21 protein-coding genes and 1 pseudogene are annotated in these 21,841 nt (G+C 70.2%); 12 read left to right on the plus strand and 10 right to left on the minus strand.

The window, feature by feature from the left end; all coding sequences use genetic code 11:
• Positions 1 to 335: 335 nt before the first annotated feature.
• Positions 336 to 602, minus strand: coding sequence for a DUF2530 domain-containing protein (locus ACH47Z_RS23845; RefSeq protein WP_399076798.1), 267 nt, complete (start codon positions 600 to 602; stop codon positions 336 to 338).
• Between the two features lie 151 nt (positions 603 to 753).
• On the opposite strand from ACH47Z_RS23845, the gene ACH47Z_RS23850 reads away from it, so the two are divergent.
• Complete coding sequence (locus ACH47Z_RS23850) at positions 754 to 2,199, plus strand: NCS2 family permease (protein WP_399076800.1); 1,446 nt, start codon at positions 754 to 756, stop codon at positions 2,197 to 2,199.
• Here the strand turns inward: ACH47Z_RS23850 and ACH47Z_RS23855 are convergent.
• Positions 2,192 to 2,392, minus strand: coding sequence for a ribbon-helix-helix protein, CopG family (locus ACH47Z_RS23855; RefSeq protein ID WP_399076802.1), 201 nt, complete (start codon positions 2,390 to 2,392; stop codon positions 2,192 to 2,194). The genes ACH47Z_RS23850 and ACH47Z_RS23855 overlap by 8 nt on opposite strands.
• A 155-nt stretch (positions 2,393 to 2,547) precedes the next feature.
• On the opposite strand from ACH47Z_RS23855, the gene ACH47Z_RS23860 reads away from it, so the two are divergent.
• From ACH47Z_RS23860 to ACH47Z_RS23870, 3 genes are all read left to right on the plus strand, one after another.
• Positions 2,548 to 2,991, plus strand: coding sequence for a MarR family winged helix-turn-helix transcriptional regulator (locus ACH47Z_RS23860; protein WP_399076804.1), 444 nt, complete (start codon positions 2,548 to 2,550; stop codon positions 2,989 to 2,991).
• A 25-nt stretch (positions 2,992 to 3,016) separates the two neighbouring features.
• Positions 3,017 to 4,375, plus strand: a complete 1,359-nt coding sequence (locus tag ACH47Z_RS23865; RefSeq protein ID WP_399076806.1) for an MFS transporter — start codon at positions 3,017 to 3,019, stop codon at positions 4,373 to 4,375.
• A 168-nt stretch (positions 4,376 to 4,543) separates the two neighbouring features.
• Positions 4,544 to 5,695: a TIGR03118 family protein gene (locus ACH47Z_RS23870; RefSeq protein ID WP_399076808.1), complete on the plus strand. Its 1,152-nt coding sequence runs from the start codon at positions 4,544 to 4,546 to the stop codon at positions 5,693 to 5,695.
• 33 nt (positions 5,696 to 5,728) lie between these two features.
• Here ACH47Z_RS23870 and ACH47Z_RS23875 read toward each other — a convergent pair whose 3' ends face one another.
• Positions 5,729 to 6,253, minus strand: a complete 525-nt coding sequence (locus tag ACH47Z_RS23875) for a GNAT family N-acetyltransferase (RefSeq protein WP_399076810.1) — start codon at positions 6,251 to 6,253, stop codon at positions 5,729 to 5,731.
• A gap of 40 nt (positions 6,254 to 6,293) precedes the next feature.
• On the opposite strand from ACH47Z_RS23875, the gene thpR reads away from it, so the two are divergent.
• Positions 6,294 to 6,866, plus strand: coding sequence for an RNA 2',3'-cyclic phosphodiesterase (thpR, locus tag ACH47Z_RS23880; RefSeq protein WP_399076812.1), 573 nt, complete (start codon positions 6,294 to 6,296; stop codon positions 6,864 to 6,866).
• A 200-nt stretch (positions 6,867 to 7,066) separates the two neighbouring features.
• Here the strand turns inward: thpR and ACH47Z_RS23885 are convergent, their stop codons facing one another.
• Positions 7,067 to 8,062 (minus strand): aldo/keto reductase, encoded by a 996-nt coding sequence (locus tag ACH47Z_RS23885; RefSeq protein WP_399076814.1) that lies wholly within the window; start codon positions 8,060 to 8,062, stop codon positions 7,067 to 7,069.
• 102 nt (positions 8,063 to 8,164) lie between these two features.
• Here ACH47Z_RS23885 and ACH47Z_RS23890 point away from each other — a divergent pair, with 102 nt between their 5' ends.
• Positions 8,165 to 9,274 carry a hypothetical protein gene (locus tag ACH47Z_RS23890; protein WP_399076816.1) on the plus strand — a complete coding sequence of 370 codons (1,110 nt, stop codon included), beginning with the start codon at positions 8,165 to 8,167 and terminating at the stop codon, positions 9,272 to 9,274.
• Here the strand turns inward: ACH47Z_RS23890 and ACH47Z_RS23895 are convergent.
• Both ACH47Z_RS23895 and ACH47Z_RS23900 read right to left on the minus strand, forming a co-directional pair.
• The gene (locus ACH47Z_RS23895; RefSeq protein WP_399076818.1) at positions 9,271 to 9,855 is read right to left on the minus strand and encodes a Uma2 family endonuclease; all 585 of its coding nucleotides are present in this window, start codon (positions 9,853 to 9,855) and stop codon (positions 9,271 to 9,273) included. The two genes, ACH47Z_RS23890 and ACH47Z_RS23895, sit on opposite strands and share 4 nt — an antisense overlap.
• 88 nt (positions 9,856 to 9,943) lie before the next feature.
• The gene (locus tag ACH47Z_RS23900) at positions 9,944 to 10,627 is read right to left on the minus strand and encodes a GDSL-type esterase/lipase family protein (protein WP_399076820.1); all 684 of its coding nucleotides are present in this window, start codon (positions 10,625 to 10,627) and stop codon (positions 9,944 to 9,946) included.
• Between the two features lie 88 nt (positions 10,628 to 10,715).
• Between ACH47Z_RS23900 and ACH47Z_RS23905 the strand changes: the two genes are divergently transcribed.
• Positions 10,716 to 11,687, plus strand: a complete 972-nt coding sequence (locus tag ACH47Z_RS23905) for a WD40 repeat domain-containing protein (RefSeq protein WP_399076822.1) — start codon at positions 10,716 to 10,718, stop codon at positions 11,685 to 11,687.
• 4 nt (positions 11,688 to 11,691) lie between these two features.
• Here ACH47Z_RS23905 and ACH47Z_RS23910 read toward each other — a convergent pair whose 3' ends face one another.
• Positions 11,692 to 12,141 (minus strand): PPOX class F420-dependent oxidoreductase, encoded by a 450-nt coding sequence (locus tag ACH47Z_RS23910; RefSeq protein WP_399076824.1) that lies wholly within the window; start codon positions 12,139 to 12,141, stop codon positions 11,692 to 11,694.
• A gap of 135 nt (positions 12,142 to 12,276) precedes the next feature.
• Here ACH47Z_RS23910 and ACH47Z_RS23915 point away from each other — a divergent pair, with 135 nt between their 5' ends.
• Positions 12,277 to 13,806: a cellulase family glycosylhydrolase gene (locus ACH47Z_RS23915; protein WP_399076827.1), complete on the plus strand. Its 1,530-nt coding sequence runs from the start codon at positions 12,277 to 12,279 to the stop codon at positions 13,804 to 13,806.
• Positions 13,807 to 13,881: 75 nt separating this feature from the next.
• Here ACH47Z_RS23915 and ACH47Z_RS23920 read toward each other — a convergent pair whose 3' ends face one another.
• Both ACH47Z_RS23920 and ACH47Z_RS23925 read right to left on the minus strand, forming a co-directional pair.
• Positions 13,882 to 14,601 carry a hypothetical protein gene (locus tag ACH47Z_RS23920; RefSeq protein WP_399076829.1) on the minus strand — a complete coding sequence of 240 codons (720 nt, stop codon included), beginning with the start codon at positions 14,599 to 14,601 and terminating at the stop codon, positions 13,882 to 13,884.
• A 446-nt stretch (positions 14,602 to 15,047) separates the two neighbouring features.
• Positions 15,048 to 15,473 (minus strand): ATP-binding protein, encoded by a 426-nt coding sequence (locus ACH47Z_RS23925; RefSeq protein ID WP_399076831.1) that lies wholly within the window; start codon positions 15,471 to 15,473, stop codon positions 15,048 to 15,050.
• Positions 15,474 to 15,610: 137 nt separating this feature from the next.
• Here ACH47Z_RS23925 and ACH47Z_RS23930 point away from each other — a divergent pair, with 137 nt between their 5' ends.
• Positions 15,611 to 16,480: a helix-turn-helix domain-containing protein gene (locus ACH47Z_RS23930; protein ID WP_399076833.1), complete on the plus strand. Its 870-nt coding sequence runs from the start codon at positions 15,611 to 15,613 to the stop codon at positions 16,478 to 16,480.
• Positions 16,477 to 16,656 (plus strand): DUF397 domain-containing protein, encoded by a 180-nt coding sequence (locus ACH47Z_RS23935; RefSeq protein WP_399076835.1) that lies wholly within the window; start codon positions 16,477 to 16,479, stop codon positions 16,654 to 16,656. The genes ACH47Z_RS23930 and ACH47Z_RS23935 overlap by 4 nt, the downstream gene beginning before the upstream one ends.
• Before the next feature lie 278 nt (positions 16,657 to 16,934).
• Here ACH47Z_RS23935 and serC read toward each other — a convergent pair whose 3' ends face one another.
• Complete coding sequence (gene serC / locus ACH47Z_RS23940; protein ID WP_399076837.1) at positions 16,935 to 18,053, minus strand: phosphoserine transaminase; 1,119 nt, start codon at positions 18,051 to 18,053, stop codon at positions 16,935 to 16,937.
• A gap of 168 nt (positions 18,054 to 18,221) precedes the next feature.
• Here serC and ACH47Z_RS23945 point away from each other — a divergent pair, with 168 nt between their 5' ends.
• Positions 18,222 to 21,116, plus strand: a complete 2,895-nt coding sequence (locus ACH47Z_RS23945; RefSeq protein WP_399076839.1) for an FAD-binding and (Fe-S)-binding domain-containing protein — start codon at positions 18,222 to 18,224, stop codon at positions 21,114 to 21,116.
• Positions 21,117 to 21,216: 100 nt separating this feature from the next.
• Positions 21,217 to 21,729, plus strand: a pseudogene (locus ACH47Z_RS23950) (ATP-binding cassette domain-containing protein); the annotation flags it as partial.
• Between the last annotated feature and the right edge of the window lie 112 nt (positions 21,730 to 21,841).

Raw genomic sequence — 21,841 nt, forward strand, 5'->3', positions numbered from 1 at the left:
CGACGGTACGTGGCGATCCGCCCACCCGCCCACCCGATTCGGTCAGCCGGAAAACAGCCGTTCGTGTGCCGACACCGGCTTCCGCCCGGTCGGCGGTGTTCCTCGGCGCTTTCCCGCCGGATCGTCTCGGCCAGTCGGAGGGCGGGTGTTCGTGGGCCGACGTCGCCCCCGCCCGTCGGCCGTGCTCCTCGCCCACCCACCGGTCTCGGTCGGCTGGACAGCGGGCCTTCGCGGGCCAGGGCCCGTTCGCCTCTCGGCCGACCGAGTCGGGTGGGCGGGTGGGAAGCGGGGGTCTGGGGGCGGAGCCCCCGGTTGGCCCGGTCCGGCCGACCGGGCTATTCAGCCGACGCCGACCGCAGCGCCGCCGCCCGCTTGATCGCCGCGTCCCGCTTCCTGACGTACCAGATCCCGATCAGCCCCAGCCCGCCCCCGGCCAGGCAGGTCCACAGCCACCACAGATGCCCGTGGGAGTCGAACCAGCCGTAGAAGGGCAGCTGGACCAGGAAGAGCACGAACCACACGATCGTGCCGCCGGTGATGGTGGCGACCACGGGCCCCTCCAGGGGCTCCGGCGCCTCGTGCTTGGGGGTCCACTTGGCCATGACCGACAGCTTACGAGGCGATCAGGTCTACGCGCGGAGATAGCGATCTAGCACTCATACGTTCATACTGAAACCGTTTGTCTTTGTCCACTTCTGCTCGTACGAAACTCCAACGGGGCTCGGGGGAACCCCGTCGGTGATGAGGTCCCGCATGTCCACCTCGGCACCCGCCAAGGCCCCCACCCCCGAGAAGCCGGGCGCGCCCCAGGGCGCGCTCGACCGCTACTTCCGGATCTCCGAGCGCGGCAGCTCCGTCGCCCGCGAGATCCGGGGCGGCTTCGCCACCTTCTTCGCGATGGCGTACATCATCGTGCTGAACCCGATCATCCTCGGCAGCGCGAAGGACATGTACGGGCATCACCTGAACAACGGCCAGCTGGTGACGGCGACCGCGCTGACGGCCGCGTTCACCACGCTCCTCATGGGTGTCATCGGCAACGTCCCGATCGCGCTGGCCGCCGGTCTCGGGGTGAACTCGGTCGTCGCGCTCCAGCTCGCGCCCCGGATGTCCTGGCCGGACGCGATGGGCATGGTCGTCCTGGCCGGTTTCATCGTCATGCTGCTGGTCGCCACGGGGCTGCGTGAGCGCGTGATGAACGCCGTGCCGTTCGGGCTGCGCAAGGCGATCTCGATCGGCATCGGCCTGTTCATCATGCTGATCGGCCTGGTCGACTCCGGTTTCGTCACGCGTATCCCGGACGTCGCCCAGACCACCGTCCCGCTCCAGCTCGGCACGGGCGGCCATCTGCACGGCTGGCCGGTGCTGGTCTTCATCCTCGGCGTGCTGCTCACCTTCGTGCTGTTCGTCCGCAAGGTGCCGGGCGCGATCCTGATCTCGATCGTCGGCATGACCGTCCTCGCGGTGATCCTCAACGCGGTCACCACGATCCCGTCCTGGGGCCTGACCGTCCCGAAGTGGCCCGGCAACCCGGTCGCCACCCCCGACTTCGGCCTGATCGGCCAGGTCAGCCCGTTCGGCGGCTTCCACAAGGTCGGCCTGCTGACCGGCATCCTCTTCGTCTTCACGGTCCTGCTGTCGAGCTTCTTCGACGCGATGGGCACGATCATGGGCGTCAGCGACGAGGCCAAGCTGACCGACGCCGAGGGCTACATGCCCGGCATCAACAAGGTCCTCTTCATCGACGGCCTCGCGGTCGCGGCGGGCGGCGCCAGCTCCTCCTCGGCCACCACCGCCTTCGTGGAGTCCACGGCGGGCGTCGGCGAGGGCGCCCGTACCGGCTTCGCGAACGTCGTCACGGGCGGCCTCTTCGCGGCGGCGCTCTTCCTCACCCCGGTCGCCACGATGGTCCCGTCCCAGGCGGCGACCCCGGCGCTGGTCGCGGTCGGCTTCCTGATCCTGTCGAACTCGATCAAGGAGATCGACTGGGCGGACTACACGATCGCGATCCCGGCGTTCGTGACGATGCTGATGATGCCGTTCACCTACTCGATCACCAACGGCATCGGCATGGGCTTCCTGACCTTCACCGTCCTGCGCCTGGCCGCCGGCCGGGCCCGGGAGATCCCGGTCGCGATGTACGTCGTCTCGGCGGTCTTCGCCTTCTACTACCTGATGCCGGCCCTGGGCCTCACGTGATCCGACCGGGCCCGGAGACCCCGTAGAACCTCTCCGTCTCCTCGACGGCGGTCTGGAACCGCTCGTCGAAGTCATCGCGAATGAGCGTCCGGACGACATAGTCCTGGACGCTCATTCCTCTTTTCGCCGCATGGTGCCGGAGCCTTTCGAGCAGCTCCCCGTCTATCCGCAGGCTGAGCACACTGGTCCCCATGGGTACGAGGGTCGCCACATCCGGCCACCCGATGCGTCACTTTCCGGAATCGACTCACCCATATGGGTGATCGATGGGTTCAGTGGCCAGCGTCACGGGCACGGGATCCGTGTTCCGGTGGTCTTTAGCGAGAGTAATGAGTTATGTTAAAGAACATGCCGGACCTGGACCTCACCCATGGCGACGACGCTGCCGCCGTGAACTCCCTCCGTTCCGCCGTGATGCGGCTGAGCCGTCGGCTCAAGCACCAGCGGGTCGACGAGTCGCTGAGCCCCACCGAGATGTCGGTGCTCGGCACTCTCTTCCGCTGCGGCTCGGCCACCCCGGGCGAACTCGCCCGCAAGGAGCACGTCCAGCCGCCGTCGATGACCCGCATCGTCGCGCTGCTCGAGGCCAAGGGCCTGGTCCGGCTGGAGCCGCACCCCGAGGACCGGCGCCAGAAGGTCGTCACCCAGACCGAGCAGGCCGAGGCGATGCTCGAGGAGAGCCGCCGTAAACGAAACGCGTTCCTGACCGGCCTGGTCGAGGGCCTCGACGAGGACGAGTGGGCCAAACTGCGCGCCGCCGCCCCCGTGCTGGAGAAGCTCGCACACCTGTAAGCCGCGTTAGAGGAGGCGAACCCCTTTGAGTACGGGATCCGGAACACCTTCCGCCCCCGCACCGACCGCCACTACTACCCCCGCAGCCCGCAAGGGCTCGATGTTCAGCTCGCTGAGGATCCGGAACTACCGCCTCTTCTTCGTCGGCCAGGTCGTCTCCAACACCGGCACCTGGATGCAGCGCATCGCCCAGGACTGGCTCGTCCTCAGCCTCACCGGCTCCTCCGCCGCCGTGGGCATCACGACAGCCCTGCAGTTCCTGCCGATGCTCCTTTTCGGCCTCTACGGCGGTGTCCTGGTCGACCGCCTCCCCAAGCGCCCCACGCTGCTGGTCACCCAGTCGGCGATGGCTGTGACGGGCCTGGCGCTCGCCGCTCTGACCCTCACCGGGCAGGTCCAGGTCTGGCACGTGTACGTCGCCGCGTTCGCCGTCGGCCTCGCGACCGTGGTGGACAACCCGGCCCGCCAGTCCTTCGTCTCCGAGATGGTCGGCCCCGAGCAGCTGCAGAACGCGGTCAGCCTGAACTCGGCGAACTTCCAGTCCGCCCGGCTGATCGGCCCGGCCGTCGCCGGCCTGCTGATCACCGGCGTGGGCACCGGCTGGGCGTTCCTCGCCAACGGCCTGTCCTTCGCGGCCCCCCTCGCCGGCCTGCTCCTGATGCGCGCCCGGGAACTGCACGTCGTCGAGCGCACCCCGCGCGGGAAGGGCCAGCTGCGCGAAGGCCTGAGATACGTCGCCGGCCGCCCGGAGCTGATCTGGCCGATCGTGCTGGTCGGCTTCATCGGCACCTTCGGCTTCAACTTCCCGGTGTGGCTGACGGCCTACGCCGAGCACGTCTTCCACGCCGGGGCCGGCGGCTACAGCCTCTTCAACACCCTGATGGCCGTCGGCTCACTGGTCGGCGCCCTGCTGGCCGCCCGGCGCGGCACGGCCCGGCTGCGCGTCCTGATCGCCGCCGCGGTGGCCTTCGGCGCGCTGGAGATCGTGGCCGCGCTGGCACCGTCGTACGGGCTGTTCGCGCTGCTCATGGTTCCGATCGGGATCTTCGGCCTCACGGTGAACGTCACGGCGAACACCGCGGTCCAGATGGGCACCGACCCGGCCATGCGCGGCCGGGTGATGGCCCTGTTCATGATGGTCTTCATGGGCGGTACGCCGCTGGGTGCGCCGGTGGTCGGCTGGATCACCGACACCTACGGCCCCCGGGTCGGCTTCGCCCTCGGCGGCATCGTCTCGGCCGCCGCGGCCGCCGCGATCGGCCTGGTCCTGGTCCGCATCGGCGGCCTGCGGCTGACGGTCGGCTGGCACCACGGCCATCCGCGGGTCCGCTTCGTCCCGCGCGAGCGCGAGGAGCGGGAGGAGGAGCTGACGACGGCGGCCTAGGTCCTGTCGTCAAGGCGCAGGACTCACGGCCGTTGTCCCCGTACGGACGCGGCCGCGTGTTCCGTACGGATGCGTGTCTGCGTGTCGATCGCGGGTGCGATTGATTCCTATGAGATGACTTCTGCCGGTACGCCCCCTTCGGGCACGTTATCGGACAGGAGCATCCGCATGGCATCACAGGCATCGACCCCGAGACCCCGCTCCCGCGTACGGCTGCTGACGGCTGTCGCGCTGACCTTGGGCACGGTCGGCGCGCTCGTCGCCGCCGCGCCGTCCGGGGCCGTGGACGGGCCGCCCAGGGGCGATCACGGCTTCCGGGAGCGCGACCTCGTCTCCGACATCAAGGGCAGAGCGGAGGTGCAGGACCCGAACCTGGTGAACCCCTGGGGGCTGGTGCGCACGGACAACGGTGAGATCAGGGACTCCAACAACGGAACCAACACGTCCACGGTGTACTCGGGCGCCCGGGACAACCAGCCGGTCGTCGTCGGCTCGCCCGTCGTGCAGCTCCCCGACACCGCCGACCCGACCGGGGTCGTGCGCAACGACACCGACGACTTCCGGTTCACCGCGAGCGGAAAGACCCGGCCCGCGCGGTTCATCTGGGCCGGGGAGAACGGCGGCCTGTTCGCCTTCAACCCCGGTGTGCTCCCCACGACCGCCGTCCAGGTCGCCCAGGAGGGCAACGCCGTCTTCAAGGGCCTCACCCTCGTGGACAGCGAGCGCAGGGACACGAAGGACCACGGGCGGCGGCAGCCGCGCATCCTCGTCGCGAACTTCCGTGACGCCCGCATCGACGTCTTCGACACCACCTTCACCCTGGTGCCGCAGCCCGCCGGCGCGTTCCAGGACCCGACCCTTCCCCCCGGCTTCGCGCCGTTCGACGTCAAGAACATCGGTGACAGGATCTTCGTCACCTACGCCCTGCAGAACGCGGACAAGCACGACGACGTCGCCGGAGCGGGCAACGGTTTCATCAACGTGTTCAGCACCAAGGGCAAGCTGCTCCAGCGCTTCGCCAGCCAGGGCGCGCTCAACTCCCCGTGGGGCCTGGAGGTGGCGCCCAAGGGGTTCGGGAAGTTCGCCGGCGACCTGCTCGTCGGCAACTTCGGCGACGGCCACATCAACGTGTTCGACCTGCGAACCGGCCGGCCCGAGGGGTCCCTGAACGATCCCAACGGGAAGCCGATCGTGATCGACGGCCTGTGGGGGCTGCAGCGGGGCACCGGCAGGTCCGGCGGCGAGAACAGCGTCTGGTTCGCCGCGGGCATCAACGGCGAGAAGAACGGACTGCTCGGCACCCTGCGCGCCGAGCGCTGACCCCTCACCCCACCGGGGGCGCTCGCCGGGCGGTCACACCCGCCGGGCGAGCACCTGCCCCGGCCAGTCGCCGTTCGCGCCGGAGGTGTAGGTCTCGGTCGGGACGAAGCCGTTGGCCTCGTAGTAGGCCACGAGCTTGCCGTCGCCGCCGGCGTAGCAGTCCACGCGCAGCAGACCGACCCCGGCCCGCCGGGTCTCCTCCGCCGCGTGGGCGAGCAGCGCGGCACCGGCGCCCCGCCCCTTGAAACGGCGGTCGGAGGCGAGCCAGTGGATGTACCGCTCGGGTTCGCCGGGCGCCGGAAGGTGCGCCAGATAGGCGCCGGGTGCGTCGGTGACGGTGAGCGTGGCGGCCGGCACACCGTCGACCTCGGCGATGTACGTGGTGCCGTCCGCCATGTACCCGGCGACCGAATTTGCCACCCGCGGGTTCTCCGACAGCGGCTCGCTTCCCCACTGGCCGGTGCGCCCCTGCGCGACCAGCCACTCCACACAGCTGTCGAGCATGCGGAGTATCACGGGAAGATCGTCGGGTCCGCCTTCGCGCATGGTGATCGTCATGAAGGCCATCATGCCCACCGGCGTCTGCGAAGGTGAAGGTATGAGACTCTTCGCCGCGGTGCTGCCCCCGGAGGACGTCGTCCATGAACTCGCCGCCGAGATCGCCACGTTGAAAAGGCTGCCCGGCGCGGAGCGGCTGCGCTGGACCAACCGCCCGGGCTGGCACTTCACCCTCGCCTTCTACGGCGAGGTCGCCGACGACCTCGTACCGGACCTGTCGGACCGCCTGTCCCGCACGGCCCACCGCACCGCCCCCTTCGACCTGGCCCTCTCCGGCGGCGGCCAGTTCGGGCACGGCAAGGCCCTGTGGACGGGCGCCTACGGCGAGGTGGAGGCGATGCGGCTGCTGGCCGAGCGGGCGGAGGCGGCGGCACGGAAGGCGGGGCTGCCGATGGGGGAGCACCGGCGCTACAAGGCGCACCTCACGGTGGCGCGGAGCCGGGACTCGGTGGACGTACGGCCGTTTGTCGATCTGCTCCGGGGTTTCACCAGCAGGACCTGGACGGTGGGCGAGCTGGTGCTGGTGCGCAGCAATCTGCCGCGGTCGGGGGAGCCGGGGGAGCAGCCGCGGTACGAGGACGTTGCCCGCTGGCCGCTTGGCGGGGGCAGCTAGGCTCGGTGACGTGGACCCGAAAATCCGGAACCGGATCATGGCCGGTGTGCTTGTGCTGTTGTTCGTGGTGGTGGCCTTGGCCTCGGCCGTGAAGTAGAGGGTGGTTGTGCCGCCTCAGGGGCGGGGGAGTGCGCGTCGTCCGGCGGCTGTGGGTCCGTCGTGGCTGGTCGCGCAGTTCCCCGCGCCCCTTCGGGGTGCTTTTACCAGGCGAAGGCCTCCGGGGACGGGCCCGGGCCGGGGAAGACCTCGTCCAGGCCCGCCAGCAGCTCCTCGCTCAGCTCCAGCTCGGCGGCCCTGAGGGCGGAGGCGAGCTGGTCGGCCGTGCGCGGGCCGACGATGGGACCCGTCACACCCGGCCGGGTGAGCAGCCAGGCGAGGGCGACCTCGCCGGGCTCCAGGCCGTGCTTGTCGACCAGGTCCTCGTACGCCTGGATCCGGGCGCGGGCGGCGGGGTCGGCCAGGGTCTCGGCGGCCCGGCCGGAGGCGCGGCGACCGCCCTGGGCCTCCTTCCTGATGACCCCGCCGAGCAGGCCCCCGTGCAGCGGGGACCAGGGGATGACCCCGAGGCCGTAGTCCTGCGCGGCCGGGATGACCTCCATCTCGGCGCGCCGCTCGAAGAGGTTGTACAGGCACTGCTCGCTGACCAGCCCGATGGTGCCACCGCGCCGGGCGGCGATCTCGTTGGCCTGGGCGATCTTGTAGCCGGGGAAGTTGGAGGAGCCGACGTAGAGGATCTTGCCCTGCTGGACCAGGGTGTCGATCGCCTGCCAGATCTCCTCGAAGGGAGTGTCCCGGTCGATGTGATGGAACTGGTAGAGGTCGATGTAGTCGGTCTGCAGCCGCTTCAGGCTGGCGTCCACGGCGCGCCGGATGTTCAGCGCGGAGAGCTTGTCGTGGTTGGGCCAGGCCGTCGGTCCCTCGGGGGCCATGTTGGCGTAGACCTTGGTGGCGAGGACCACCTTGTCGCGCCGCTCGCCGCCCTTGGCGAACCAGTTGCCGATGATGCTCTCGGTGCGGCCCTTGTTGTCACCCCACCCGTACACGTTGGCGGTGTCGAAGAAGTTGATGCCCGCGTCCAGCGCCGCGTCCATGATCGCGTGACTGTCGGCCTCGTCCGTCTGCGGACCGAAGTTCATGGTCCCGAGAACGAGCCGGCTGACCTTGAGTCCCGTACGTCCTAGCTGCGTGTACTTCATGGTTCCCTAGCCAACGGCGTGAAGTGCGCTCGAAGCAAGGACCTTTGGGACGTGGCATAGGGTTCGCGAGTCGATCGCTCCAGGGAGACCAGGGAGACCCTCGTGTCCACTCGTGCCGCCCGCCTCCGTGCCACCGTCCCCGCGTTGCTGCCCGCCTCGGCGGCCGACGTCCCGGAGCTGCTCGGGCTGCCCGGCCGGCGCCTGCTCGCCCAGCGCGCCGACGACGCGCTCGTGGTCCAGCCGCTGGACGACGCCTTCGTACCGTCGGGGGAGCGGGTGCGGCTGCCCGCCCCCTGGCCGCGGCGGCGCGGGACCTGGGCGGTGGCGCCGGACGCGAGCCTGGCCGTGTTCGCCGGGGTGCACGCCGTGCGTGCCGTGGAGCCGTCGGGCGCGGTCCGCTGGGAGATCCGGCACGGCTGCTGGTACGGCGCCTGCCGGGCGATGCACGCGTCGTACGAGGAGTACGCCGACGCCCCCGACCACCGCTACCCGGAGCGCGGTTCGGCCGGTTTCTCCGTGGACGGGAAGCTGGTCTGGGCGCATGTGCGCGGGCCGTTGTCCACAGGGGAGTTGAGCCCGGCCGCGATGGACGAGTGGCTGCTGCTGGACGCCGGGGACGGGCGGGTGCTCGCGCGGGCCGACGCCCAGTCCGCGGCGGCCGGCAGCTTCCATGTGCCCCATCCGACGGACCCCTGGCAGATGGGGCTGAGCATCGGGGAGGGGCAGGACGGGGCGCCGTTGCGCTGGGGCCGCTGGAACGGGGAGTCGCTGGCCGTCGCGTACCCGGAGGGCGACCTGGCCCTGATGAGCGTCAGCCCCTCGGGCGAGCGGCTGATGACCGTGACCCACGACCAGAACGCCCTGGCCGTCCGCGACACGAGCGGTGTTGCGGTCGAGTCCCTGGAGTGGCACGCCGAGTCCTCCGTCCCCCGGCATCCGGACGCCGAGCCCGACAACGACGAGGCGCTTCCCTACTGGGACTGGGCGGGCGGCTTCCTGGACGAGACGACCCTGATCGGCGCGACGGTCGAGGGCGACGAGGAGTGGGGGGAGGGGCGGCACTGGCTCATCGACACGGGGGGTGCGGGCAGGCCGGTGGAGATCAGCTACCCGGCGCCGGTCGGCTCCCGTCCGCCGGCCGCGCTGGGGGGCGGGCTGTGGGTGACGGCGGAGGAGTCGGGGGAGGCGTTGTCGGTGTGGGAGTTGGGCTAGTCGCGGGGGAAGTCGTCGGTTTTGAGGGTGAGGCCAACGAGCGTTTTGGTGAGGTCCAGGTCGCTGCCGAAGCGGACCGTGGTCTCGATCTCGTAGTCGCCTTCCTTGGGCTGGGTGTAAATGTGGCACCGGCGCTGGTAGGGGTCGGCGATGACGTAGACGGGGACCTCGGCGGTGGCGTAGGCGGTCTTCTTGGGGGCGTAGTCGTTGGCGGCGGTGCCCTTGGAGATGACCTCGGCGACGAACTCGACGTCGGCACAGCGCCACAGGCCGCCGGGTGTCTTCTCGGCGCCCTCGGCCATGAGGGTGACGTCGGAGCAGAAGCCGTTGAGGTGGCCCGGGTAGTCGATGCGGACGTCCGACTTGATGCGCTTGCGCGGGTATTTGGTCCGCAACTGCTCGACGATGTCCAGGATGATCTCCCAGTGGGTGTCCCGCTGCGGTGCCATGAAGATGTCCCCCTCGACGATCTCGACCTTGTATCCCTCGGGGGTGATCCGCTCAAGCGACGCGAACAGGCTGTCCAGCGTCAGCTCGCCGCTCTCCTCGGCCATCTCGATCCTGTCTTCAAGGACGGTCATCGTGGCGCTCCTCCCCGGCTGCCCCACGGACAGGTGCAGCCGCGCGGTTCAACGATACGCACGGTCACCAGGAGACGCCGTAAATCGGTCAATCCGTTCCAGCCACGTACACCTGTCCAACCCCCCACGCCTCCCACATCGCCCCCGCGAACGCCTCCGCGATCCGGTGTTCCCCGCCGGCGTTGGGATGCGTGCCGTCGTAGGTGTCGACGTGGATGTCGTGCGACTCCGGAATCGAGGCCAGCAGCAGCGGCGAGCGGGGTTCGTCCAGGTCGGCCACCGTCTTGGCGAGCAGGACGTTGAAGAGGTCCACCTGGGCGGCGAAGTCGGCGTCCTGCTCGGCTCGTATGTTCGGTATCACCGGCAGCAGGACCATGCGGATGCGCGGGTCGGCCTCCCGGGCCCCCGCGATGAAGGCGCGCACATTCTCCGCGGTCTGCTCGGCGTTCGTGTAGAAGCCCAGGTCGATCAGGCCGAGGGAGACCAGCAGCACATCCACGCGGTGGGCGCGTACCGCCTCCCCGATCAGCGGGGCCATGTGCAGCCAGCCCTCGCCCCAGCCCGCCAGGTGCCGGCGGGGAAAACCGGGTTCGGCGTACGCGTACGACACCGGGGCCTCGGCCGTCTTGTCGTACAGCTCCTCCCGCGGACCGACGAACGTGAACGGACCGTCGTACGCCTCGCACAGGTGTCGCCACAGCCGGTAACGCCACGTGTGCTCGCCCGCGCTCCCGATCGTCATGGAGTCACCTACGGGCATGAGTCTGAGCATCCGCTCATGATGAACGATCACGCATACCCATGGGGTGTGAGGCCCACCACGTCCGCCGAACCCCCGGCGGGAATGGCAGGCTTGGGGCATGCGCCGATCGTTCGCCGTCCTCGCCGGGGTCCTTCTCATGGGCGCGCTCACCGTGCCCGCCTCCGCCGCGGACGGCACCGGCGATCAGGGCTTCACCCTCAAGGACCCCCGCATCGCCGAGTCCAGCGGCCTCGCCGCCTCCCGCCGGCACCCCGGCATCTACTGGACGCACAACGACAGCGGCGACGGCCCGTACATCTTCGCCGTCGACAGCCGGACCGGAAAGACGGTCGCCCGCGTCACCCTGCGCGGCATCGGCGCGCCGCGCGACGACGAGGCCATCTCCATCGGGCCGGACAACCAGATCTACCTCGGCGACATCGGCGACAACTTCGGCGGCAAGTGGCCGTACGTCTGGATCTACCGGCTGCCCGAGCCGAAGGTGCTGAAGGACGAGACGGTCACCGCCACGCAGTACGTCGTGAAGTACGAGAACGGGCCCCGCGACGCCGAGTCGCTGGTCGTCCACCCGAAGACCGGGCGCGTCTACATCATCGACAAGAAGGAGGACGGCGGGCACCTGTACGAGGGCCCGGCCACCCTCTCCACCTCCGGCGCGAACATCTTCAAGCCCATCGCCACCGTCGACCTGTGGGCCACGGACGCCGCCTTCTCGCCGGACGGCCGACAGCTCGCCGTACGTGGCTACCTGGGCGGGATCTCCTACGACTGGAACGGCGGCCGGATCAAGCGCGAGGGCCAACTCGACGTGCCCCTGCAGAGGCAGGGCGAGGGGGTCACCTACTCCGCCGACGGGACCAAGCTGCTGTACAGCAGCGAGGGTGTGGACAGCGAGGTCGTGGCGAAGGACGCGCCCGGTCAGCCGTCCGCCAAGTCACCGTCTGCAAAGGGAAGTTCGGGGTCGGCGGGCGATGGTCCGGACGCCGGGAGCTACAAGCTCGGCGCCGTCATCGTCGCCGTCGGCGCGGCCGCTCTCTTCGGACTGCGGCGGCTGCGGCGCCGGAGCTGAACGGTCACTGACCGGTGGGCTCCGCCCACTTCCCGGGGGGCGTCTCCGGCACCGGCCGCAGCTCGTAGTGCAGGGTCGGCGCCCGCATCAGCCTGTGCGAGAGCGGCACCAGCACGCCGTGCATGAACGGGTACTTGTGCCGCAGCAGCTTCGCCGCGTGCCGGTCCTCCGCGCTGCCGTGCTCCAGCAGCCGGGCCCGTGCGTGGATCTCCGGGCCGGTGGGGGCGCCGCGCACGGTGGCGGGGGCCAGCTCCACCTCGGGGTCGCGGCGCAGGCGCTTGGCCTTCCCGGTGGTTCCCGGGGTGCGGAAGTAGGCGTGGTCCCCCTCGACGGCGATGTTCACCGGGGTGCCGACGCCGGAGCCGTCCCGCTTGTGGGTCGTGAGCAGGGCGGCGTACTGCTTGACGAACGGGGTGAGCGCGGGGCTCGTACGCGGACTGGCCATGTCTTCCATGAAGGCACTGTCGACCGCACTTGTCACTCCGGATGTCTTGACGCGTCCATGGTGCATCGGTTTCCTGGGAGGTGCGCGGTGCGTGGGAGCGCTCCCACTCGCCCTGGGCCGCGCCTCCCGAGAGGAAGCAGCGAGATGTTCCGCAGCTTGCGAAGAGCGCTGTGCGCCGTTGCCACGGCCGTCCTCCTGCCGCTGACCGGCGCCCACGCGGCGCACGCGGCCGAGGCGGCCCCCGCGGCGGCGGCCGGCGCCGGCTACTGGCACACCAGCGGCCGGCAGATCCTGGACGCGGCCGGTCAGCCGGTACGGATCGCCGGGGTCAACTGGTTCGGCTTCGAGACCGCTAACCAGGTGGTCCACGGCCTGTGGTCCCGGGACTACCGGAGCATGATCGACCAGATGAGGTCGCTGGGCTACAACACCATCCGGTTGCCGTACAGCGACGACATCCTCAAGCCCGGCGCGATGCCCAACAGCATCGACTTCTCCAGCGGCAAGAACGCCGACCTCCAGGGCCTGACCTCCCTCCAGGTCCTGGACAGGATCGTGGCGTACGCCGGCCAGGACGGCCTGAAGGTCATCCTGGACCGGCACCGCCCCGACGCCGGCGGGCAGTCGGCCCTCTGGTACACGTCCTCCGTCCCCGAGTCGACGTGGATGACCGACCTCAAGGCGCTGGCCACCCGCTATCTGGGCCAGGACACGGTGATAGGCATCGACCTGCACAACGAGCCGCACAATCCGGCCTGTTGGGGCTGTGGCGACACCTCGGTCGACTGGCGCCTGGCGGCGGAACGCGCCGGAAACGCGGTGTTGTCGGTGAACCCGAACCTGCTGATCTTCGTGGAGGGCGTGCAGTCGTACAACGGCGTGTCCGGCTGGTGGGGCGGCAACCTGATGGGCGTGGCCCAGTCCCCGGTACGGCTGAACGTGGCGAACCGTCTCGTCTACTCCGCCCACGACTACGCCACCAGCGTGGCCCAGCAGAGCTGGTTCAGCGACCCGTCGTTCCCCGCCAACATGCCGGGCGTCTGGGACAAGTACTGGGGCTACATCTTCAAGCAGAACATCGCGCCGGTGTGGCTGGGCGAGTTCGGTACGACCCTCCAGCCGACGGTGGACCAGAAGTGGCTGTCGGCACTGGTGAGTTACCTCCGCCCGACCTCGACGTACGGCGCCGACAGCTTCCAGTGGACCTTCTGGTCCTGGAACCCCGACTCCGGTGACACGGGCGGCATCCTGAAGGACGACTGGTCGACCGTGGACACGGTGAAGGACGGGTATCTGACCGGCATCAAGGCACCGTTGTTCCCGAGCACCGGGGGTGGCGGGAACGGCGGTGGCGGCGGTGGCGGAGGCTCGACGGCTTCCTGCTCGGCCTCCTACGCGGTGAGCAGCGACTGGGGCAGCGGCTTCAACGCCGACGTGAAGGTGACGAACACGGGGTCCACGGCGCTGTCGTCCTGGAAGGTGACGTGGACCTGGACCGGCTCCCAGCAGGTCACGAACATGTGGAACGCGTCGTACACGCAGAGCGGTTCGACGGTCACGGTAGTGAACGCCCCGCAGAACGGGAGCGTGCCGGCGGGCGGTTCGGCGAGCTTCGGGTTCGGGGGAGCGCCGGGGGGTGGGGGTGTGCCGAGTGTGAGTTGTGCGGCGGCGTGATCCACTGGGCGAGTTGTGGGCCGGTGAGCCTGTCGAAGTCAGTGCTCACCGGCTCCGCTCACGGGGCCCACCGCGTCACTTCACGCACCCGGGCGCCGGGAAGGCCGTCGTGCTCGCGGGGTGGCCGCCGCCCTCCATGTTGGTGAGGAGCTTGGGGGCGGGTCCGTAGGGGTTGACGATGCGGGCGAGGAAGCCGGCGCTCTTCGGCAGCGCGGGGTGCGCCCGGTTGACGACACCGGCGAAGCGCGTGCCGTCGCCCGCGTCCTTGAAGAACGCCTCCGGTCCCTTGGGGCCGTTGCTCAGCACGGCGACGGTGCCGGCGCCGATGGACTGCTCCTGGATGAGCGTGCAGCCCCGTGCGTCAGGGGTGCCGACCTTGGGGAGCGCGAAGGTGTGCGTGCCGCCCTTGGCGGAGGTCACCTTGAGCGCGGGAGCGGAGCCACGGGCACCCACCAGGCGAAGGGAGAGGCCGCGTTCCTTGGCCGCGCCGTGGCCGCGGTCGAGCTTGGTCAGGACGCGCTCCATGTAGGCGTCGCCCGGCCGCCAGTGGGGCTGTACGGCACGGATCCACGCCTCGGGGCCGCCGGCGCGGGGGTCGTTGCGCAGGACGGCGACCATGTCCTGGCCGATGGCGACGGCCTTGCCCGCGTAGCGAGCGGACGGGCCGGCGGCGGCATGGGAGCTGGTGGCGGCCGACGCGGTGGCCACCGGCAGGAGGGCGGTGGCGCCGACGGCGCTCAGGAGCACCGAGGCGGTCAGCAGAGAACGGCGTCGGCGTGCGAACACGGATGACATGGAAGAGCTCCTCGAAGCGACGACCGGAGAGACCGGATGGAAAGGGTCTGCATGCCGCTTGTCACCGGTCCGGCGCTTCGGCGTCACTGTTCGGTGGCGAGGCGCGTCGTTGCCGGTGAGACGGGGGGTGGCGACGGAACGACGATATGCGATCGAATGGCATATTCCAGTGCCAGAATTGTCACGGAAAATCGACAGGAACTGGAATCTTGATCTCCGCAGGCTGTGCCCGCTGCACGTACGGTCGTACGACGTGGTCGGTGGTTTCCCAGAGGGGTGCGCTGGGACCTGCGGGGATGCGCCAGCACTCCTCGTCGCGCGGAAACGGCAGCCGGTGGCCAGCGGCGCGGTTGCGCTTGGCCCAGCGGCGCCAGCGGGCGTCGCGGGGGTTCGGGAGCGGCCGGACGTACGGGTCCGGTGTCCTGACCTCTGTGGTGAGGTTCGGGTCATAAACCCGCCGGAACATGAGCCTCCTCCGCCTCTCTCGTGAGCATGAACCGGGCCCACACGCACTTCGCGTACGTCTCCTGCCGGTGCCCCCAGGTGTCGGCCAGCTCCTCCACGAGCGTGAGTCCGCGTCCGCGTTCCTCGTCCGGGCCGGAGTCCTGAGGCCGGGGAAGTCGGTCCCTGCCCGGGTCCGAGACCTCCAGCAGTAACTCCGTTTCCTGGAGGGTGAGCGTGACCCTGACCTGGGCGTAGGAGGTCCGGCAGTGGGTTACGGCGTTGGTGACGAGTTCGTTCGCCGACAGGAGGACGGCGTCAGCGAGTTCGTCGGTGATGCCCCAGTCCGCGAGGACCTTGCGGATGCACTGGCGGGCGGCTGACACGTGTTGTCTGCGCTTGGGGATGCGGAAGGTTGTGGTGTCGGGCATGGCAGGAAGCTAGGTGTGGATTCGGCACCGAGACAACCCCAATCGATGAATACATGCGCGGGTGTCACTCGATCGTGTGATGCACGCCCGTGTTGGTGGTCGGTGTGGCATCGTTGCCGACGGAGAGGGGAGGTCCCATGCCCGCAGGTGGACGGCCGACGGTGCGCAGCAGGCGATTGGGTACGGCGCTCAGGCAGTACCGGCAGGCCGCCAAGCTCGATCAACCGCAGGCTGCCGAGGTCATCGCATCAAGTCAGGCCAGGATCAGCCGGATTGAGAGCGGGCACGCAACTCCGCGTGTCATCGAGGTGCGGCTGCTGCTGGATGCATATGGCGCTGCCGACCCGGAAGTGCGCTCCAAGCTGGAGGAGTTGGCCAAGCACTCCAAGAACCGGGGCTGGTGGCTCGAACACGCGGAGCACCTGCGACCGGACTATGTCGATCACATCGCGCTGGAGGACGACGCGACCTACATCCGCGAGTGGCAGCCGGTCATGGTTCCGGGGCTTCTGCAAACTCCGGCCTACGCGGAGGCGGTTATCGCTGGCGGCCCCCACTACATCGATCCGGAACGGGGCGCCGAGTTGGTGAAGGTGCGCGTGGGGCGGCAGGCGAAGATCGAAGAGGGCGGAGCGTCGTACACGGCCATCCTCTGGGAAGGGGTCCTCGCGCACCCGCTGGTGAGCGTCGAGATTCACCGCGAACAGCTGTCCGCGATCCTTGAGATCGGAAAGCGGAAGAACGTCACTGTGCAGGTGCTGCCGTTCAGCGCGGGTGTCCTGGCCGGGTACTCCTCTGCCTTCTACTCCTTCAGTTTCGATGAGGAGCCGACGGTCGAAGCAGTTGCCATGGACAATCTGCGCGGCACGTCGGTCCTTGAAGGGGCCGAGGATCTCGCCGCTTACGCCAATGCATACGACCTACTACGATCGGCAGCGTTGGCACCGGACGCGAGTGCGAAGCTCATCCGGGGCATACTGCGGAGCTTGAAGGAAGATACATCGTGACCGAGGTCGTAAGCCCCTTCTGGAAGTCGTCGTACTCGGGCCAGGAGAACGCCTGCGTCGAGGTCGCCGACACCGCTCCCGGCGGCCGAGCCGTCCGCGACAGCAAGCAGCAGAACGGCCCCCTCCTCACCGTCTCCCGCGACAGCTGGCAGGCCTTCCTCCAGCAGTTCGCGTAGGCGCCCCGGAGTTCCCCCGAGGCGGCTCCCTCGTCGAGCAGTGCTGGATCGCAGGCTGCGCCGAGGCCCACTCGCAGGACATCCTTCGCGTCCTTGCCGTGCGCGGTGTCGAGGTCTCCGACACTGTTCGGGCGCGGCTCAGAGACTGCCCTGGGTCCCTGACCGTGGCCGACGCTGAGGACCTGTTCTTCGGAGACTGGGGCGATCCGGCTCAGTAAGACGAAGGGCGCCCGGCGATTCCTCGCCAGGCGCCCTTCACCGTCGTACTCGCCGAGACGCTAGAGCTTCTCGATCACGAAGTCGACGCACTTCGTCAGCGCCTCGACGTCCGCCGGGTCGATCGCCGGGAACATCGCGATGCGCAGCTGGTTGCGGCCGAGCTTGCGGTACGGCTCGGTGTCCACGATGCCGTTGGCGCGCAGGACCTTGGCGACGGCGGCCGCGTCGATCTCGTCGGAGAAGTCGATCGTGCCGATGACCTGCGAGCGCTTGGCCGGGTCGGTGACGAACGGGGTGGCGTACTTGGACTCCTCCGCCCAGGTGTACAGGCGGGTCGAGGAGTCCTTGGTGCGGCCGGTGGAGAAGGCGAGGCCGCCCTGGCCGTTGAGCCACTCCAGCTGCTCGTTGAGGAGGAAGAGGGTGGCCAGCGCCGGGGTGTTGTACGTCTGGTTCTTGCGGGAGTTGTCGATCGCCGTGGGGAGCGAGAAGAACTCGGGTACGTGGCGGCCGCTCGCGTGGATGCGCTCCGCGCGCTCGATCGCGGCCGGGGAGAAGACGCCGATCCACAGGCCGCCGTCGGAGGCGAAGGACTTCTGCGGGGCGAAGTAGTAGACGTCCGTCTCGGACACGTCGACCGGGAGGCCGCCGGCGCCCGAAGTGGCGTCCACGAGGACCAGCGCGCCCTCGTCGGCCCCTTCGACCCGCTTGATCGGCATGGCGACACCGGTGGAGGTCTCGTTGTGGGTGAAGGCGTAGACGTCGACGCCCGCCTCGGCCTGCGCCTCGGGGTGGGTGCCCGGGTCGGCGGCGATGACGGTGGGCTCGGCCAGCCACGGGGCGAGCTTGGCCGCCTTGGCGAACTTGGAGGAGAACTCGCCGAAGCTGAGGTGCTGGGACTTGTTCTCGATCAGACCGTGGGTGGCGATGTCCCAGAAGGCGGTGGAGCCGCCGTTGCCGAGGACCACCTCGTAGCCCTCGGGCAGGGAGAACAGCTCGGAGATGCCCTCGCGGACCTTGCCGACCAGGTTCTTGACGGGCGCCTGGCGGTGGGAGGTGCCCAGCAGGGACGTACCGGTGGCGGCGAGGGCGTCCAGCGCCTCGGTGCGCACCTTGGAGGGGCCCGCGCCGAATCGTCCGTCGGCGGGCTTGATGTCAGCGGGAATCTGGATGTCGGCCACGAGTCGGAGGGTATCCGCTGGGCTAAACCGGGCGGAACCGTGTCCGTCCGATGAGACGAGATCGCCGGGTCGTGGACTTGTGAACTTGTACGACTGTTTGTACGACGATATGGGCGGGACTGTGGAAAACTTCCGGTGACTGTGCGTGAGCGGATGCATCCTGGACGCATGACGGATCACTCGGGTCTTGAAGCAGAGCTGCGCAGGGCCGTCCGGGGCGAGGTCGGTTTCGATGTCACCTCCCGGGCGCTGGTCACCATGGACGCGTCCAACTACCGACGGGTCCCGCTCGGCGTCGTGGCCCCGAGAGACGCCGACGACGTGGCCGCCGTGCTGGAGGTCGCCCGGGAGCGTGGGGTGCCGGTGGTGGCGCGCGGCGGGGGCACGTCGATCGCCGGGCAGGCGACGGGCACGGGCGTGGTGCTGGACTTCACCCGGCACATGAACGGCCTGATCTCCATCGACCCCGGCGCCCGCACGGCCGTGGTCCAGCCGGGGCTCGTCCTCGACCGGCTCCAGGAGGCCGCCGCCCCGCACGGGCTGCGGTTCGGCCCCGATCCCTCCACGCACAGCAGATGCACGCTCGGCGGAATGATCGGCAACAACGCGTGCGGCTCGCACTCGGTGGCCTGGGGGACCACCGCGGACAGTGTGCGGGAGCTGTCCGTCCTCACCGCGTGCGGCCGGCGGTTGCGGCTGGGGCAGGACTGGGCCGGGGCGCCGGAGGGGCTGCGGGAGCTGGCCGAGGGCGAGCCGGCCCGGCTGCGCACCGGTTTCCCGGAGCTGCCCCGCCGCATCTCGGGGTACGCGCTGGACGCGCTGCTGCCCGAGAAGGGCGCCGACGTGGCCCGCTCCTTCTGCGGCTCCGAGGGCACGCTCGGCATCCTGACCGAGGCGGTCGTACGGCTGGTGGAGGCGCCCCGCGCGCGTGCGCTGGCCGTGCTGGGGTACGGCGACGAGAGCGCGGCCGCCGAGGCCGCGGCCGGACTTCTGCCGCTCGGCCCGCTGACGGTGGAGGGCATGGCGGCCGACCTGGTGCGCTCGCCCGCCGGGCTGCCGAAGGGGGGTGCCTGGCTGTTCGTGGAGACCGGCGGGGAGTCGGCGGCCGAGGCACGCGCGCGTGCGGAGCAGATCGTCCGCGCGGCCGACGTGGTGGACGCGATCGTGGTGACGGACCCGGCCGTCCAGCGCGCGCTCTGGCGGATCCGCGAGGACGCGAGCGGCACGGCCACGCGGATGCCCGACGGCTCCGAGGCCTGGCCCGGCTGGGAGGACTGCGCGGTGCCGCCCGCCCGGCTCGGCGCCTATCTGCGCGACTTCCGCGGGCTGCTGTCCGCGCACGGGCTGCGCGGCACGCCGTACGGCCACTTCGGCGACGGCTGCATCCACGTCCGTATCGACTTCGACCTGCTCACCCAGGCCGGCGTCGGCCGCTTCCGCCGCTTCTCCGAGGAACTGGCCGACCTGGTGGTGGCGCACGGCGGCTCGCTGTCCGGGGAGCACGGGGACGGGCAGGCCCGCGCGGAGCTGCTGCCGCGCATGTACGGCGCCGAGACCGTCCGGCTCTTCGAGCGGGCCAAGGCGGTCTGGGACCCGGACGATCTCCTGAACCCCGGCATGCTGGTCCGCCCGGCCCCGCTGGACACCAACCTCCGCTTCTCCGTGCTCCCGGCGAAGCCCGTCGACGTGACCTTCGGCTATCCGTCCGACGGCGGCGACTTCCGCGCGGCCGTCCGCCGCTGCGTCGGCGTGGCGAAATGCCGTACGACGACGGTGACCGGCCCCTCCGTGATGTGCCCGTCCTTCCGGGCGACCGGCGAGGAGGAGCACTCCACGCGCGGTAGGGCCCGGCTGCTGCACGAGATGCTGGCGGGCGAACTGGTCACCGACGGCTGGCGCTCCACGGAGGTCCGCGACGCCCTCGACCTGTGCCTGTCCTGCAAGGGCTGCCGCTCGGACTGCCCGGTCGGCGTCGACATGGCCACCTACAAGGCGGAGTTCCTGCACCACCACTACGCCGGCCGGCGCCGCCCCGCCGCTCACCACAGCATGGGCCGCCTGCCCGAGTGGCTGCGCTGGACCGCCCGCACGGGCACGGCCCCGCTGCTCAACGCCCTCGCCTCGGTACGGCCCCTCGCCGCGCTCGGCAGACGCCTGGCCGGAATCGCGCCGGAACGGGAGATCCCCCGGCTGGCGGCGCGGACGTTCACGGCCTGGTGGCGCGGGCGGAAACCGGCCCGGGTGACCGGTGACCTGGTGGTGCTGTGGCCCGACACCTTCACCGAGCATCTGTCCCCGTCCGTCGGCCGGGCCGCGGTCCGGGTGCTGGAGGCCGCCGGGCTGCGGGTGGCCCTGCCGCCGACGCTGCTGCCGCGCGGGGCAGCGCTCGGCACCGGTCGGCCGCGGCCCGCCACCGCACTCCTCACGGCCCGCCGGGTCCGGGTCTGCTGCGGGCTGACCTACGTCTCCACCGGCCAACTGGACCGCGCCCGCGCGGTGTTGCGCCGCACGCTGGACCTGATGGAGCCGGTGCTGCGGGCGCGGGTCCCGGTCGTCGTCCTGGAACCGAGCTGCGCGGCGGCCCTCCGCGCCGACCTGCCCGAGCTGCTGCCCGACGATCCGCGCGCGGCCGAGCTGTCCGCGGCGGTCCTCACCTTCGCCGAGGCCCTGGAGCGGCACGCCCCGCACTGGACCCCGCCCGCCGTGGACCGCCCGGTCGCCGGCCAGACCCACTGCCACCAGCACGCGGTGCTCGGCGACACCCCCGACCGCCGCCTGCGCGAGGCGGCGGGCCTCACCGGAGAGCTGAGCGGAGGCTGCTGCGGCCTCGCGGGCAACTTCGGCTTCGAGAAAGGCCACTTCGAGGTGTCCCGGGCCTGTGCGGAGGAACAGCTCCTGCCCGCGGTCCGCGAGGCACCCGAGGAGACACTGATCCTGGCCGACGGCTTCTCCTGCCGCACCCAGCTGGAGCAGCTGGCCGGGGCGCGGGGACGGCATCTGGCGGAGGTGCTGGCGGAGGCACTGGAGAAGGAGGCCGGGGAAAGTACCGGCGCCGGATCATAAGCCTGCCCTCAGGTTCATAAGAGAACTCTCAGCTTGGCGCGGGTCTCTCAGGAACCACCAAGGAATCCCAAGGCATTCACAGCGCCCCTTTGCCAACTACGGCCAGCTCCAGCGGCTGGCGATAGCCCGCGCGATCCTGCGCGACGCTCCCGTCCTGGTCCTGGACGAGCCGACGACCGGCCTGGACGCGATGGCCGCGCGCAGGGTCGTCAAACCCCTGCGCCGCCTGATGACCGGCCGTACGACGATCATGATCACCCACGACCTCAACCTCGCCCCCGACGCCGACCGCATCCTCGTCGTGGACCGGGGCCACATCGTCGAAACGGGCCGCCACGAGGAACTCCTGGCCCGGGGCGGCGCGTACGCCCGGCTGCACCGCTCGCAGAACAACGCGGTGATGGACACGGGCGAGCTGCGCATGCCGCTGTGGGAGGAGACACCGGTACGGCCGCAGCCGCAACCGCAGGCGTACGACCACGCCGCCCAGGTCCCCGTACAGACATGGGCGGCGCCCCAGCCGGCCCACGACCCCTACGGCACCGTGCCGTCGTACCTCCCCGACGGCCGCCCCCTCTTCCGGGACGAGGAGGCCTGGCGGCAAGGCATCTGACCCGACATCCACCCGGCATCCCACCATCCGGGACAGTCCCTTAAAGGGTTCACGCTCCTGTCGAAGTCTATTACCCTGGACCTGGTAGTACATCGCGATGGACGTACTCGAT

Origin of the sequence: Streptomyces sp. NPDC020192 (assembly GCF_044388685.1) — a bacterium.
Lineage (GTDB): Bacteria > Actinomycetota > Actinomycetes > Streptomycetales > Streptomycetaceae > Streptomyces.